Here is a 16,041-nt window from a genome sequence, read left to right as displayed (position 1 = left end):
GTACATTCGTTTCATTATAGTTTAAGTGCACTCTGCAATTTGCCCACTACCTCTTTAAGAGTACCATCTTCAAATGGACTCTTAAGTCCGACCTCGGTTAAAAGTCCTGTAAAGAAGTCCTTTGCACCAAGGTTACAAAGCTTAAGATAGCTCTTCCATGCAGCCTTATAGTCCTTGTCCATCATTACCTTGTACTGGAAGGCGTTGGTCTGTGCCAGTACATAGTCGATGTAGTAGAATGGGCTGTCATAGATGTGGCGCTGTTTCTGCCAGAAACCACCTGCACTGTAGTACTCATTTCCTGAGTAGTCAAGATGTGGCTTGTACTGCATCTCAAGCTCTCTCCACATCTCATTACGCTGCTTTGGAGAAAGTCCCGGATTGGTGTAGGCTATATCCTGGAATTCATCAACCATAGTTCCATAAGGAATGAAGGCTGCGGCTGACTCAAGATGCATATCTATATAGTCCTGCTTTCTCTTGCCGAAGAAAAGCTCCATCCAAGGCTCAGTAAAGAATTCCATAGACATAGAATGTGTCTCTGCAGTTTCCATGGTTATCTCGCTGTGCTCAATGATAGGATCATCCACCATACAAAAGCCCTGGAAGGCATGTCCGCACTCGTGGGTCATTACATCTGCATCATCAGCGGTTCCGTTAAAGTTGGCAAATATAAAAGGAGACTTATAGTCAGGAAGATAAGTCATATATCCGCCTGTCTGCTTAGTCTTTCTTCCAAGTACATCGAAAAGCTCATTATCACACATAAAGTTGATGAACTTAGCTGTTTCAGGTGAAAGCTCATTATACATCTTTCTTCCTGCTGCAAGGATATCATCAGGAGTACCGATAGGTGCAGGGTTTCCGTTGTTGAAGTATACACCCTCATCCTCAAAATGAAGCTTGTCAAGTCCAAGTCTCATTCTACGCCTGTCGTGTAATTTCTCCGCAAATGGTACGAAGTCACGCTTAACCTGCTCTCTAAAGCGCTTTACATCCTCTCTGCCATAGCAGTTACGGTTCATCCTGTAGTAGCCAAGCTGGATGAAGTTGTCATAGCCAAGCTTTTCAGCCTGAGCTGTTCTGTTCTTTACAAGCCGGTCATAGATATCGTCAAGTTCTTCTTTATTGTTGGTGAAGAAGTCTGTATATTTTTTCCAAGCCTCTACTCGAATCTTCCTGTCGGAATTGTTGAGATATGGAGCCATAAGTGAAAGATTGAGAGTTTCGCCATTCCAGTCTATCTTAGCAGTAGCAAGGAGCTTGTCATAGCGGCTCTTTAAGGCATTCTCCTCCTGCATAAGAGGTATTATTCTGTCGTCGACAGATTTCATAGCTAACTCCAGGTTCTTAAAGGCAACCTTTCCTATCTTGCTCTCTAAGAAGTTTCTATACTCTGAGTTGTAGAGCTTCTTGCCGTATTCAACAAGCAATGACTGAAGTACAGGACCGTTCTCATCATAGTAATCATTTTCCTTGCTGTAGAACTCATCTGTCACATCTATTGAGTGGCGGATCTGGGCAAGTGTCATCTGCGTATATATACGGTTCACAGTCTTATAATACTGTTTATGTACCTCAAACTGTTCTTCTCCTGACTTGGCGCCATCAAAGTCTTTCATAAGCTTCGCAAAATCAGCTTTAGCTTCCTCGATATCAGCCCTTTTATAAGGCATTTCACTAAATTTCATATATTCTACTTCCTTTCAGTTTATGTTAATGTCTGCAACTTATAATGTTAAGCCATTTTCAAAGGAAAATCAAGTTAAAAAGAAAAAAAGTGGGCATTTATCCATTATTTTAGAAGCTAAAGAAGATATATGAGATGGCAGTGTAAGAGACGCTTTCGCCTTGGTACGATTTAAGGACGAATCCGAGAAAAATTAGAGTAAAATTATAAGAAGTGGGTGTCAAATACTTTTGAAACCCACTTCTTATGTTGCAGCTATATAAAAATGGGGCTGCCGCATCAGATAAAATCTTTTACAAATCGTTATAGTAATGAAGTATCAAGCCCATCTGCTAAGGCGATGGCAAGCACTCCAGGGCCAATGTGGCAGGCAACTGAAAGTGAAAGTGGCTGCATTTCAATCTCATAGTCCGGGAAGGCTTCCCGGACTTCTTTTTTCCATTCTAAAGCATCATCAAGATAAGCCCCGTAGGCAATTAAAAGATGAAGATTTTTCTTTGCGGCTGCATCCTTAAAGCGGCCTTCCATATCCTTTCTAATGGCATCTATCATGGTTTTCTTAGCCTGTGCCTTACCTCTGCATTTTGCGTAAGCATCTAACTTATCTCCCTGAATCTGAAGCACAGGCTTTAAGTTAAGCAGAGTTCCTATAGCTGCGGCAGCAGGTGTGATTCGCCCGCCTTTTTTGAGGTATTTGAGGGTATCAAGAGATACATAGATAGCTGAGCGGTCAGCAGTTCTTTCAAGGTATTCCTTGATTTCTTTTGCATTCTTACCCATCTTCGCAAGCTCAAGAGCATCAACTATGGAGCGGTACTGGGTGACGGACACTCTTCTGTTATCTACTACCTGAACCCTGCCGTCAAAGTCCTCTGCGAGCATGGAGGCAGTTGAAACTGTACCTGAAAGTCCACTTGATATAGGTATAAATAGAACCTCGTCGTGGGTTTTAAGGAGTTCATCCCAGGTATCTGTCATATCTCCGGGTGATGGCATCGAAGTCTTTACATCTACAGCATCATCCTGAAGGGCAGCATAAAACTGCTCATGCGTCATAGTAACACCGGCAAACTCTATTTTGTCATTTATAAAAAAAGGAGATGGTTGTACGAACGTCCCCATTTTCTTTGCTTCTTCCATGGAAATTCCAGCATTGCTGTCTGATATTATTGCAATTTTCATTAAAATCCCCTATCCTTATTATAATGGTGATTGATACAGGACCGCGAAGCTTTGCTTCACGCAATCCATTCAAAAATATAATATGTTTAAACATTAGCCGATATTTAGACAATAGTCAATATATAAATCGAAATAATGTGATTTTTGGCAATATGCCGAAGTGGATATGATTGTGTTTTGGTGAATATCATCATATTCCCGCCAGTTTGCTATGGGGATGCGACAAAGCAGAAGATAGAAGAGGTGAAAATGACTACTGATGAGAAATGGATGAGACAGGCTATAAAGCAGGCTAAAAAGGCAGAAAAACTGGAAGAGGTGCCGATTGGCTGCGTTATAGTTCATAATGATAAGATTATTGCAAGGGGATATAACAGGAGAAATACTGATCATACCTCGCTTGCACACGCTGAAATGATGGCAATAAAAAAAGCCTGCAAAAAATTAGGTGATTGGAGGCTCGAAGAATGTACTCTCTATGTAACTCTTGAGCCCTGCCAGATGTGTGCAGGAGCCATAGTACAGTCTAGAGTGAAAAGGGTTGTCATAGGGGCTATGAATAAAAAAGCAGGATGCGCAGGCTCTATATTTAATCTCCTTGAGGAGGACAGGTTCAACCATAAGGCAGAGGTAACAAGGGGAATACTTGAGGATGAATGTGCAGAGATGATGAGTGAATTCTTTAGAGGGCTTAGGGCGAAAAAAAGCCATGCATTTTGCTTCGAAACAGCTTCACAGACGGTACCTAAGTGAAGAACTCAGCCCAGGCTCCCTTACGGCACATGAAAGATTTTGCTTAGTGCTGCTTTGTTCCCAACCTGACACGGTTCACAAGCTCTCATTGCGTAAGACCAAGACTTCAACATCCTCCGCCTAGGGCGGCTCTGCAAAGACTGTCCCTCAGACAAAATATCACCCCTACTAGAGCGGATTGTAGGTACAGGGCACCGCTATCTCCCCGGCTGCATGGTAGTAATAGTATAGTGAAAATGAGGCTTTATGTCAAGTGGGATAATAAGCCTGCCATTTTGCTGCTTATAATCATATACCGCAGGGTATTAATATAAACATAAGGAGAAAAGAGGAGCGTAAATATACTGACAATATTGTATGTGTAATAGAAAAAAACTGATAATAACTTGACTGATATAATTGAAAGTGTTATATTTAAAGTGACTATAGTTATTTTATAGAATTCTCTTGCGAAAAACTACACAGAGAAAGAGGTGAGGGTATTATGAAAAGTATAAAAATAACAAAAAGAACAGTATTCTATATTTTGCTTGCAGTTTCTTTGATAATGCTACTGATAGCATTATTCCCGCCAGGAAAAGTGGTAGACTCAGGAATCTTATCCACGGCACTGGGAAATTATGAGTTTAGCATCAGAGAAAGGCTGTTGGTAGGAGCATTTGGATTGTCGGTATGGTTAATAATATATGGATTTTTCATAAAGAAGCAGACTCTAGAATGGATAATAATGATAATATTGTTCATTCCACATGTAATATTGATTTTAGTAATGAAAGAATATTCTCACGATATAATGTATATGCTAAGGATGTACTTGTTAATTCTTAGCTTTGGATTTATAGCAATTAGAGGGTAGTATCGAATTGACACCTTTCTATATTTTAGGATAATATAAAGCCAGCTTTAGAATTTTTCTAAAAATGAAGCGGTGTCATGGAGTATAAAAGTAGAGAACTAGAAAGAAAGTTTCTAAAGATGAATGGAAGCTTTAAGGCTATACTCAGTAGAAGTAAATAAGTAGGTGTTTATGAATCTATAACAAGAAAAGTGATGGAAATAACAATTACAGATTTCCATCACTTTTATACTTTATCCAACCCTTAATTTGAATTTCATCAGGGCTTTTTCATCATCTACAGGGATTTTAGCAATGTCGGCGCCAAGTTCTTTTAGCTTTTCTTCGAAATGCTCGTAGCCCCTTTCGATATACTCTATCTGGTCAACCTCGCTTACTTCCTCAGAACAAAGGCCTGCAATCACAAGGGCTGCTCCGGCTCTTAGGTCAGGAGAACTAAGCTTTGCGCCTGAGAGCTTCTCGACACCGTCTATAATGGCATTATTTCCCTCTACTTTGATGTTAGCACCCATTTTTGTAAGCTCATCAGTGAACTTGAAACGGTTCTCAAATATACTCTCAGTGACAACACTGGTACCACTTGCCATAGCAAGGAGGGTAGTCATCTGAGGCTGCATATCGGTAGGAAAGCCCGGATAAGGCAGAGTCTTTACATGAGTATGGGTCAGTCTCTCTTTGGCACAGACCCTGATAGAATCATCAAATTCATGTACTTCAGCCCCCATTTCAAGCAGTTTTGCAGTAATTGCTTCCATATGCTTTGGAATCAGGTTCTTTACAAGGACATCACCCTTTGTTGCGGCAGCGGCTACCATGTAAGTTCCTGCCTCTATCATATCAGGTATAATAGAATATTCACTTCCATGAAGCTTCTCAACTCCAACTATTCTGATTACATCAGTACCTGCACCCTTAATGTCTGCACCCATACTGTTAAGGAAGTTGGCTACATCTACGACATGAGGCTCCTTAGCCACATTTTCCATTATGGTCTTTCCCCTCGCAAGGGTAGCCGCAAGCATGATATTAATAGTAGCACCTACACTTGATACATCAAAGTAAATGTGGTTTCCAATCAGCTCATCAGCCCTTACAGCAATAAGGCTGTGCTTGATATCAATCTCTGCGCCGAGTGCCTCAAAGCCCTTGATATGTTGGTCTATAGGACGACTGCCTATATTACAGCCACCCGGAAATGCCACCTTGGCGTCTTTGTTCTTGCCAAGAAGAGCACCGAGAAGATAGTAGGAAGCCCTTATCTTTCTGATAAACTCATTATCTACACAGAAGTTAGTAATGGTTCCACCATTTACCCTAACTGTATGATTATCTATTCTTTCAACAATGGCTCCTATTTCTTCAATGGCACTAAGAAGCACCTGTATATCACTAACATAAGGAAGATTCTCTATCTTAACCGGCTCGTTACACATAATGGCAGCGGCTAAAATACCAAGCGCAGCATTCTTAGCTCCACTTATAGAAACTTCGCCAACGAGAGGCCTGCCGCCTCTGATTACATATTCATTCATCTTAACCCCTTTACTAGGTCTTTTAAGGTATAGTAATATTAATTAGAGTATGTGAAGATATAATTATCACATGTATCACTCAATTATAACGAGTAAGTGGATAGGTGTCAATATTTGTGCGGAGAGTTTGACAAAATGAGGGCTCTGTATTAAAATTATAAAGTTAGGAAACAACTGTAAATATTTGCTTTTCAGGGCAAAGAAGGCAGGTAAAATTTGCTTCAAATTATCCCGGTGAATTTGCAGAATAGAGGGCAGTAAAATGGAGCAAATAATTTGGCTTTGATACATTTACCCCTAAAAAGTCAGATATTTGAGAAATAAAATGTATAGAAAGAGGGAAGAAAATGGCAAAAGATAAGAAAATGGTAGAAGAAATTACTTCTATGAACGAAGATTTCGCTCAGTGGTACACCGATGTTGTTAAAAAGGCTGAGCTTGCAGATTATTCAAGCGTGAAGGGCTTTGTAGTTCTCAAGCCTTATGGCTTTGGTATATGGGAGAATATACAGAAAACCCTTGATAAGATGTTCAAGGAGACAGGTGTAGAAAATGTATGTATGCCACTTTTGATTCCCGAAAGTCTTATAAATAAAGAAAAAGACCATGTTGAGGGCTTTGCTCCTGAGGCTGCCTGGGTGACACATGGTGGTTCTGAAGAGCTTCAGGAACGCCTCTGCGTGCGCCCTACCTCAGAGACCTTATTCTGCGATTTTTATTCAAAGGATATCCGCTCATATAGAGATCTTCCTAAGGTTTACAACCAGTGGTGCTCAGTCGTAAGATGGGAAAAGGAGACCAGACCATTTCTGCGTACCAGAGAATTCCTCTGGCAGGAAGGACATACTGCCCACGCTACAGAGGAAGAGGCTCAGAGTAGAACCATCCAGATGCTTAATGTCTATGTGGACTTCTTTGAGAAAGAGCTTGCTATCCCTGTAATCAAGGGACAAAAGACCGAGAAGGAGAAGTTTGCGGGTGCAGTATCTACCTATACTATAGAGGCTATGATGCACGATGGTAAGGCTCTTCAGTCAGGTACAAGCCACAACTTTGGTGATGGATTTGCAAAGGCTTATGATGTTACATTTACAGATAAGGACAATACTATTAAATACTGCCACCAGACCTCCTGGGGAGTAAGTACCAGGATGATAGGCGCTCTTATTATGGTTCATGGTGATGACAACGGTCTTGTGCTTCCTCCAAGGATTGCGCCTACACAGGTAATGATAGTTCCTATTATGCAGAATAAGGAAGGTGTGCTTGAGAAGGCAAATGAGCTTAAGAGTAGGCTGTCCGCCGACTTTAGAGTTAAGCTTGACGACAGCGACAAGACACCGGGCTTTAAGTTTGCTGATCAGGAAATGCGCGGTATCCCTGTGAGAGTGGAGATTGGACCTAAGGATATAGAGGCAAATAAATGCGTGGTGGTAAGAAGAGACAATCACGAAAAGATTGAAGTTTCTCTTGATGAACTTGAGGCAAAGCTTAGTGTCATCCTTGAGGATATTCAGAAGAACATGCTTGAAAGAGCAAGAGCACATAGAGACAGCCATACCTATAGTGCTGATACCTATGATGAATTTAAGGAGACTATTGCTAATAAACCGGGCTTTATAAAGGCGCATTGGTGTGAGAGCAGAGAATGTGAAGACAAGATTAAGGAAGATACTTCAGCTACAGCAAGATGTATACCTTTTGAGGATGGCAATTCAGAAGGAAAATGTATCTGCTGCGGCAAGCCTGCTAAGAAGCTCGTTTATTGGGGAAAGGCATATTAATGCATATTACATTACCTACAAAGGTAAAACAAATAATATCAAAACTAGAAAAAGCCGGTTTTGAAGCCTATGCAGTCGGTGGCTGTGTGAGGGACTCTATCCTTGGGAGAAATCCTGAGGACTGGGATATAACCACTTCCGCAAAGCCGGAGGAGGTTAAGAAGCTCTTTAGTGCCACCATAGACACGGGCTTACAACATGGAACAGTGACTGTAGTCATAGAAAAAGAGGGCTTTGAGGTTACTACCTTTAGGCTTGACGGAGATTATACAGATGGAAGGCATCCCGACAGGGTTGCCTTTACCTCTTCTTTGGCGGAAGACTTAAGGAGGAGGGATTTCACTATAAATGCTATGGCATACAGTGAAAAAAGAGGACTTATAGATGAGTTTGACGGTGAAAGAGACCTTGAGGATGGTGTCATACGAGCTGTGGGAGAGGCTTGTGAGAGATTCTCTGAGGATGCACTCAGGATGCTTCGTGCCATAAGATTTGCAGGCCAGCTAAACTTTAAAATAGCAGAAAAGACACTTGATGCTATAAAAGAGCTTTCCCCAAACATTGCCAAGGTAAGTGTAGAAAGGATAGCAAAAGAACTTGAAAAGCTCCTCCTATCGGGAAATCCAGAGTACATAGCTCTTGTGTATGAGACGGGTATCTTCTCAGTCATTGCTCCTGAAGTAGCAATGCTTTTTGAAAATGGTGAGATATCCGCTTCGATTAAGGTACTTAGCAGGGCTTCATTTCCTGAAAAGAAAGAGTTATATCAGATACGACTAGCCATTTTCTTAGAGGGCTTGGGGGCTGATAAGGCTGCAAAGCTCCTTAAACGCCTAAAGCTGGATAACGACACTATAAATACAGTAAAAAAGCTACTCCAGCTCTCACTTAGGGAAGTAGAGAATGACGAAACCAAGATGAGATGGACAGTTAAGGAGGCAGGGCATAAGATGATGCCTCTCCTTTTGGAAATGAGAAGAGCAAAAGGGCTTAAAGATAATACTGAGCTTTACAGGACTGTCCTTGACCATGGCTACTGTACTAGTATAGCTGAATTGAAGGTAAATGGCAAAGACCTGATGGATGCAGGCATTCCAAAGGGAGCTCTTATAGGGAGTACGCTGGAGAGACTATTGGATTTGGTCATAGAGAAGCCTGAGTTAAATACAAGGGAAAGTCTGCTTTTGGAGGTGAGGAGGAATGAAGAGTAGCCGATTATTGCCCATAATCATTATGCTATGCTTAACCGGACTCGGAATATTTGTAGGTGTAAACACCATTATAAATGCCAAGAATAAAAGGCCACCTATAAGCCCTAAGCCAAATGAGATAGTAGAGGTATCTCCTGCGGCTGTCACAGAAGATACACAGAGCGGGACTGTGGCTGTGCTAAGGGGGATAGACAGGGTAAATAACAAGATAGGCGTCTATCTTGCGGGTGAAATGAGAGAGACCAGTTATTCTTATGATTTGGCGACCTCAGTAAAAAGCAAGAATGACAGAGAGCTTGTGATGCCTGAGCTTCCGCTTGGAAGTATTATTAATATCGAAGTAAATGAAGACACAGGTATGCTTAGTAAGGTAGCGGTCAACAAAGAGGCTTGGGGCTATCAGGGAGTAAAGAACCTCCAGATAGATGAGGTGCTCTCCAAGATGACAATTGGAGAAACCAGCTTTATGTATGATGCGGGGCTTACAGTAATAAGTGGGAATGATAATGTCAGTCTTAGGAATATAGAGCCTACTAAGGATGTACTGGAAGTCAGAGGACTTGGAGAAAAAATCTTCTCTTTAAGTGTGACAAGGGGACATGGAGTACTTGAGTTTGTCGACTATGACGATTTTCTTGGTGGAAGCATTGAAATAGGCTACGATGTATTTGATGATATCGCAGAAAATATGAAGTACGTCCTTAAAGAAGGGCAGTATAAGGTCATTCTAAAGAAAGACAATCTTACGGTAAATAAGGTTGTAGATATAAAAAGAGATCAGACAGAGGTACTAAGACTCTCGGGCTATACAGCTGAAATGACTAAGACCTCGAAGGTAACTTTTAGCCTCTCGCCAAGCAGTGCGTCTATAAGCATTGACGGTAAGGAAGTGGATGCAGGTAAGACGATTGTGCTAAACTACGGCGAATATTTGGTTAAGGTCAAGGCGGATGGATATGTGGGCTGGGAAAGCGTAGTGACCATATCAAAGCCTAAGACTGTGATGAGTATTGCTCTTGCCCTGAAGAAGGAAAAGGCAGAGGAGGAGAAGAAGGATGACGGAATGGCAGAGCCATCTACAGATGTAGAAAAAACTGATGATGACTCTGAGGAGACCGGTATTTCTGAAACGCCTACAGAGGATGATGAGGATAAGGAAATAAAGGTAAGAACTGACAGTACAAAGAACATTTTCTTTAGGAAGCCTGTAGGGGCAACCATTTCCTTTGACGGCAGGGTGATAGGAGATGCACCTTGCGAGATGACAAAGGTAACGGGTGAACACGAGATTACCCTTAAGATGGACGGTTACGAGACTCAGACCTACACTATAAACATCGAAGATGATGGAGAAGACGCGGTGTTTAGCTTCCCGGATATGATAAAGGAGAAGGAGTAAATAGCTTAATTTGACTTTTACCTACAGACATGGTATGATTAGGGGGCAGTTGTACAAGCGTGCTTGTATACAAATGTATGTTGCATATCCTGATTATATCAGGGTTAGGTTGATAACTTAATAGTTGGGAGGCTTAATCATGGGAAAAGTTGATGTAAAGGCAGTCCGTAATGCAGTATACCGCGCCATTGGAAGCAGAGTCGTAGTCAAGGCCAATCGTGGCAGACATAGATTCGATGTGAATGAAGGCGTGATTAAAGAGGTTTATCCTCACGTGTTTATGATTCAAATAAATGACAGTGAGGAAGATGCAGGTAAGACTGTTTCTTACACCTATACCGATATCCTTACAAAGGATGTACAGCTTCAACTTTGTACACAATAAAATAAATCCTTAATAACAGAGATAAATTCAGAAGAATAGACTTGTTATTAAGGATTTTTTATATTTTAGGAGCAATTACTTTAAGAACTTTATACACGCAACTGCATAAGCAGCATTTCTCAAATATAAAAATCCCATCTGCATCTAAGTAAATAGTGCAGGTGGGACAGTTTAGTGCATTTAAATCTGTTTCAAATATTTGTAGTCCTGTATTTTTCAAAGTGCAGTACTAATTCATATTTGTGAAAATAGCATTATTACATCAAATGCCTTTCTCTTATGATATAGCCGTCTCTATCTCTTGTAGGGCGCTTTGGCATTTCCCAAGCAAAATGGTCTGTATGAAGCACATGATGTGCCTTATGTGAGTTAGGAGTACCAAAGTAGTTCTCATAGAGAGACTTGATATCAGGGTTATCGTGTGAGTAACGGATTTTGGAGTTCTTGTCAAGGAAGTAGAGATTCTTTCCTCTGGCAAAAGCAAGTTCCTCACCGTCATGTATAGGCTGACCACCGCCGCCTACGCAGCCTCCCGGACAAGCCATAACCTCTACGAAGTCGTACTTCTTAGTTCCTGCATCTATTTCCTCTATAAGCCTTCTTGTATTTGCAAGGCCGTTTACTACAGCTATTCTAAGGTCGATGTCTTTGAGATTGAAGGTAGCCTCTGTAAGTCCTGTTTTCTGTGACTCAGCTCTTATTACCTTGAAAGCATCAGGAGGGCAGTTTTCACCCATAAGTGAGTGGTAAGCTGTTCTAAGGGCAGCCTCCATAACACCACCTGTAGCTCCGAAGATAATACCTGCGCCTGTTACATCGTGGAAGAGGTGGTCAGGCTCAGAATCTTCAAGTGTCTCAGGAAGGATATGGAAAGCCTTAATCATTCTAACAAGCTCTCTTGAGGTAAGCACACAGTCTGTATCGTGTCCTGCATATTCCTCGTGGAAGAATTCCATATTGCGCTCGCCCTTTTTAGCTACACAAGGCATGATAGCTACTGAATATATGTTTTCAGGATCTACCCCAATTTCCTGAGCAAAATGAGTCTTCATAACTGAACCAAACATCTGCATTGGTGATTTAGCTGATGACAGCTGGCCTGTAAGGTGAGGGTAGTTACTCTTAAGGAAGCGCACCCAACCAGGACAGCAGGAGGTAAACATTGGCTTATCTTTAAGCTCTCCATTTGAGAATCTGGCTATGAACTCGCTTGCTTCCTCCATTATGGTAAGGTCAGCAGAGAAGGCTGTATCAAATACATAGTCGACACCGATTCTTCTAAGAGAATCAAATATCTTTCCAACAGTGGCTTCGCTAAGGTCAAGTCCAAGACTTTCACCCCATGCAGCTCTTACAGCAGGAGCTACTTGAACTACAACCACCTTCTTTGGATCAGCAATAGCTCTTAAGAATTCCTCGGTATCATCTCTTTCTTTAAGAGCACCTACAGGACAGTGGGTTATACACTGACCGCAAAGAGAACAGTCTGCTTCTGCTATTGTTCTTGAACCTGATACATTTATCGTTGATCTTGCACCTGTGCCCTCAAGAGTCCAGATACCAAGCCCTGCAACCTTATCACAGACCTGCACGCAGCGCATACATTTGATACATTTTTTAGAATCCCTTATAAGTGGGAATGTCTTATCCCATTCCTGAACCTCAAGACGCTCCTCATAAAGAGTGTCTGTGATGTTTAGGTCATTTGCAAGAGTCTGAAGCGAGCAGTTACGGCTTCTTACGCAGGTTGCACATTTGCAGTCGTGCTGTGAAAGTATCATCTGTACTGTTCTGCGTCTTGCAAGTCTTACCTTAGGGCTGTTGGTATATACTACCATCCCTTCTTCAACCTTGTTGTTGCAGGCTGTTACAAACTTATCCTTGCCCTCTATTTCAACTATACAAACACGACAGGCAGCTATTTCATTGATTTCCTTTAAGAAACAAAGGTGAGGAACAGGAACTCCGGCACTATAAGCCGCATCCATTATGGAAGTTCCCTCAGGCACATTTACGCTTCTTCCATCTATTGTTAAATTTACCATATATTCTCACGACCTCCTTTGAATATTCCAAAGCCAAAGTGGTCACATCTGAGACAGCGACCTGATTCCTGGCAGGCTTCCTTTTTGTTCATGCAATTCTCTACACCATCAAAGTCATGTACCCTGTCAGAAGCTTCACGCTCCGTAAGTTCAACTCTGCCACAGGCTGAGTGCTCTACCTTGCTTGGAAGAGGGATATCGACATCGCAGGTAATATCGTGCTTATAGCCTAAGAATTCGTCAATATTTGCAGCCATAACCTTTGCAGCGGCAATAGCCTTGATTACGGTAGCAGGGCCTGAAGCACAGTCTCCACCTGCAAATATTCCCGGAAGTCCTGTAAATCCACCGTTAGGCATGGTAAACATCTTACCCTTTTGTACAGGTATTCCTTCATCTTCATAGTATTTGGTCTCTATATTCTGACCGATTGCTACTATGAGAGTCTCGCAAGGAATGAACTCATCTGGCTCGCCTGTAGGTATTACAGAGGCTCTTCCGTCACTTATTTTAGATATCATCTGAGGTGTTACCCAGATACCCTTTATATGTCCATTTTCTATTTCAAGTCTTGAAGGAGCCTTAAGTGCAACCATCTCAACACCTTCAGCAAGAGCACCTTCGATTTCAGCAGGAAGGGCAGTCATATCTGCTATTCTACGTCTGTAGACGCAGCTAACCTTCTTCGCGCCAAGTCTGACTGCTGTTCTTACTGCATCCATAGCCACGTTACCACCACCGATGATGGCTACATTCTGTCCTGTAAGGTCGTCATACTGCTCAACACCTACATTTCTAAGGAACTTAACTGCAGACATAACTCCTTCAGCATCTTCGCCTTCAAGCCCAAGCTTTTTATCGGTAGACGCGCCTATAGTTATAAGAACTGCATCGTATTCTTTCTTTAAGTCAGGTAAGAGGAGGTCAACACCAAGTTTAAGACCGTATTTTACTTCTACACCTGTAGCAAGGATAGCGTCTGTATCCTCCTCAAGTCTGTCTTTTGGCAGACGATAGTTAGGAATGCCGTATCTAAGCATACCACCAAGCTTAGGCAACATTTCATATACAGTTGTCTGATGCCCCATAAGCTGTAAATAGTAAGCTGCTGAAAGCCCTGAAGGACCTCCGCCGATAATGGCAATCTTCTTGCCTGTAGAAGGTGCACATGGAGGAGGTGGAACCTTTCCTGCCATATCAGCTGCAACACGCTTGATTCCTCTGATATTTACAGCATCATCTACCATATTTCTTCTGCATTTTTCTTCGCAAGGATGCTCACAGATAAATCCACAGGTAGTTGGGAATGGATTATCCTTTCTTATGAGCCTGATTGCATCAGCATAGCGCTCTTCCCTAACAAGGGCGAGATATCCCGGAACATCCACATGTGCAGGGCAGAGAGCAACACAAGGAACAGGCTGCTTTGTCATACAGTTACAGCGGCCATTTCTGATATGCTCTTCAAAGTCATCACGACAAGCGGTAACTGTCTTATACACCATATGTGCAGCTTCGTAACCAATAGCGCAGTCTGCAGTTTCTGAAATTGATTTGGCAGTCTCCTCTATAAGGTCGATGATGTCCATAGTGGCTGTACCATTAAGAACAGTTGTCATCATGTGCTTTAGATGGAGCAGTCCTACACGACAGGGAACACATTTTCCACAGGTCTGTGCATGGCACATTTCAATAAATGCTCTTGTGATGTCTACAGGACAGAGTCCGGGAGGGCTTGCCTCTATTCTTTTGTCCAGAGTTCTGTACAAGTCTTCAATTACAAGAGTGGCTCTGTCCGGCGTAAAAATTTCCAAACGGCTCATTTTAACTACCTCCTTTGATTTACCATCATAATTTTTGAACCGATAACTACTCATTTGTAAAAATATGCAAAAAACCATGGATTAATTCTCAAAAATATCCCACAAATATAGTTTTAATATCGATAATTTAATTGTACAAAATAGCTAAAGGAAAATCAAGGATAGTTAAAAAATAAACAAATAAACTGGAAGATTTATAGAAATTATTGATAATAATTATCAGTTGTTATATATTTAGCCTTCCGTTATAATGAAAGCCTATGTGTAACCTAAGTTTGTGTGATATATTTTGATAAGTGCCAGAAGCACGTAAATTCATTGTTTGCTTGTTTGATGAGGAATTTGTCATTTATTACAAAAATATTGATTAAGGAGATTTATGAGAAAGAAAATAATTAATACTGTATTGACATTTGTGTTAGGTTTATCACTTACTGCCTGTGGAACTGCTACAGCGACAAAAAATATTAATGTTGAGCCTGAGAATAAGCCTACCTCAAGTAAAAATATTGTAGTGGAAGCAAATGCTTCAGAGGCAGCAGTATCTGCTGTTAATGTGAATAAGACTGAAGAAAGTGACAAAGTGGCTACAAGCAGTGCCACGAAGGCTGATGTGTCAGACAAGTCATCAAAGGAAGTATATAACTGCTGTGGCTTCATAGAGGACAGCGGCGTTACGGTAAAGATTGCAGGAATTAAAGGAAACGATATAGTAGGCCTGGCTAAGCTTATTGATAACGCAAAGCAGGATAAGACAGTAAATGGCTATGATTTTAGTCAGTCATCTTCATCTGAGGAACTTGGCGATAAGCTTGTAAAAGGTGAGCTTGACATGGCAGTACTTCCTATTGAAGCTGCTGTAAAGCTTTATGATAAAACAGGCGGTAATATCAGGATGGTTGCAACTACTGTGATTGATGTTACTAAAAAGTGGGATAAGTCTAACAGGAAAAAACATTCTATGTCAGGTATCTTTACAACTGCTAAGTTTGTTAGGGAAAATAAGCATGCTGTAGACGCTCTATTAGGAGACTATAGTTATTCTGCAATGTGGATGACTGAGAAGGAGAATGAGGAAGAGTCTGGGAAGTTAATCAAAGAATATGATGCTGCTGATACTGATAAGGCGGCTAAGATAATTGCTTCAGGGAAGGTAGCCTGCCTTAGAGGAGAAACTATGAAAAAGGCAGCTAAGACCTATCTTGGTTCACTTAAAAAGGTGGACAAAAAGGCTATAGGTGAACTGCCGGAGGATAACTTTTACTATATAAGGGATGCTGAATAAAACATAAAAAGTCCTACAGGAAATTTAAACCTGTAGGACTTTGTTGTTAATGAAATTTCTTCGTTATTATGCTAAACAACAATAAAAAATAGGATG

11 protein-coding genes, 1 other RNA gene and 1 pseudogene are annotated in these 16,041 nt (G+C 41.3%); 7 read left to right on the top strand and 6 right to left on the bottom strand.

Going from position 1 to position 16,041, the window contains the following annotated elements:
- Positions 1 to 14: 14 nt before the first annotated feature.
- Both ACO6HM_RS01900 and ACO6HM_RS01895 read right to left on the bottom strand, forming a co-directional pair.
- Complete coding sequence (locus tag ACO6HM_RS01900) at positions 15 to 1,691, bottom strand: M3 family oligoendopeptidase (protein ID WP_485389501.1); 1,677 nt, start codon at positions 1,689 to 1,691, stop codon at positions 15 to 17.
- Positions 1,692 to 1,993: 302 nt separating this feature from the next.
- Positions 1,994 to 2,872, bottom strand: a complete 879-nt coding sequence (locus ACO6HM_RS01895; protein WP_485389500.1) for a DegV family protein — start codon at positions 2,870 to 2,872, stop codon at positions 1,994 to 1,996.
- Between the two features lie 249 nt (positions 2,873 to 3,121).
- Between ACO6HM_RS01895 and tadA the strand changes: the two are divergent.
- Positions 3,122 to 3,577, top strand: a pseudogene (tadA, locus tag ACO6HM_RS01890) (tRNA adenosine(34) deaminase TadA); the annotation flags it as partial.
- Between the two features lie 2 nt (positions 3,578 to 3,579).
- Here the strand turns inward: tadA and ffs are convergent.
- Positions 3,580 to 3,842: signal recognition particle sRNA large type (gene ffs / locus ACO6HM_RS01885), an RNA gene on the bottom strand.
- Between the two features lie 267 nt (positions 3,843 to 4,109).
- Between ffs and ACO6HM_RS01880 the strand changes: the two genes are divergently transcribed.
- Positions 4,110 to 4,481: a hypothetical protein gene (locus ACO6HM_RS01880; protein ID WP_485389499.1), complete on the top strand. Its 372-nt coding sequence runs from the start codon at positions 4,110 to 4,112 to the stop codon at positions 4,479 to 4,481.
- Positions 4,482 to 4,714: 233 nt separating this feature from the next.
- Here ACO6HM_RS01880 and ACO6HM_RS01875 read toward each other — a convergent pair whose 3' ends face one another.
- Entirely contained in the window at positions 4,715 to 6,013 is a 1,299-nt protein-coding gene (locus ACO6HM_RS01875) for a UDP-N-acetylglucosamine 1-carboxyvinyltransferase (RefSeq protein WP_485389498.1), read from the bottom strand.
- Between the two features lie 347 nt (positions 6,014 to 6,360).
- Between ACO6HM_RS01875 and proS the strand changes: the two genes are divergently transcribed.
- The 4 genes from proS to ACO6HM_RS01855 all read left to right on the top strand — a co-directional run bounded on the left by proS (position 6,361) and on the right by ACO6HM_RS01855 (position 10,792).
- On the top strand, positions 6,361 to 7,797 hold the full coding sequence (gene proS, locus ACO6HM_RS01870) for a proline--tRNA ligase (RefSeq protein ID WP_485389497.1): 1,437 nt from the start codon (positions 6,361 to 6,363) through the stop codon (positions 7,795 to 7,797).
- The gene (locus ACO6HM_RS01865; RefSeq protein ID WP_485389496.1) at positions 7,797 to 9,008 is read left to right on the top strand and encodes a CCA tRNA nucleotidyltransferase; all 1,212 of its coding nucleotides are present in this window, start codon (positions 7,797 to 7,799) and stop codon (positions 9,006 to 9,008) included. The genes proS and ACO6HM_RS01865 overlap by 1 nt, the downstream gene beginning before the upstream one ends.
- Positions 8,998 to 10,407: a PEGA domain-containing protein gene (locus tag ACO6HM_RS01860; protein ID WP_485389495.1), complete on the top strand. Its 1,410-nt coding sequence runs from the start codon at positions 8,998 to 9,000 to the stop codon at positions 10,405 to 10,407. Before ACO6HM_RS01865 ends, ACO6HM_RS01860 begins: the two co-directional genes overlap by 11 nt.
- 139 nt (positions 10,408 to 10,546) lie before the next feature.
- Positions 10,547 to 10,792, top strand: coding sequence for a Veg family protein (locus ACO6HM_RS01855; protein ID WP_208427864.1), 246 nt, complete (start codon positions 10,547 to 10,549; stop codon positions 10,790 to 10,792).
- Between the two features lie 257 nt (positions 10,793 to 11,049).
- On the opposite strand, the gene ACO6HM_RS01850 is transcribed toward ACO6HM_RS01855, so the two are convergent.
- Together ACO6HM_RS01850 and ACO6HM_RS01845 are read right to left on the bottom strand one after the other, a co-directional pair.
- Complete coding sequence (locus ACO6HM_RS01850; RefSeq protein ID WP_485389494.1) at positions 11,050 to 12,837, bottom strand: [FeFe] hydrogenase, group A; 1,788 nt, start codon at positions 12,835 to 12,837, stop codon at positions 11,050 to 11,052.
- Positions 12,831 to 14,660 carry an NAD(P)-binding protein gene (locus ACO6HM_RS01845; protein WP_485389493.1) on the bottom strand — a complete coding sequence of 610 codons (1,830 nt, stop codon included), beginning with the start codon at positions 14,658 to 14,660 and terminating at the stop codon, positions 12,831 to 12,833. Before ACO6HM_RS01845 ends, ACO6HM_RS01850 begins: the two co-directional genes overlap by 7 nt.
- 379 nt (positions 14,661 to 15,039) lie before the next feature.
- On the opposite strand from ACO6HM_RS01845, the gene ACO6HM_RS01840 reads away from it, so the two are divergent.
- Positions 15,040 to 15,945: a hypothetical protein gene (locus ACO6HM_RS01840; protein ID WP_485389492.1), complete on the top strand. Its 906-nt coding sequence runs from the start codon at positions 15,040 to 15,042 to the stop codon at positions 15,943 to 15,945.
- Positions 15,946 to 16,041 lie beyond the last annotated feature (96 nt).

The organism is Catonella sp. (assembly GCF_057250765.1).
This window is presented reverse-complemented; position numbering and strand designations above follow the sequence as displayed.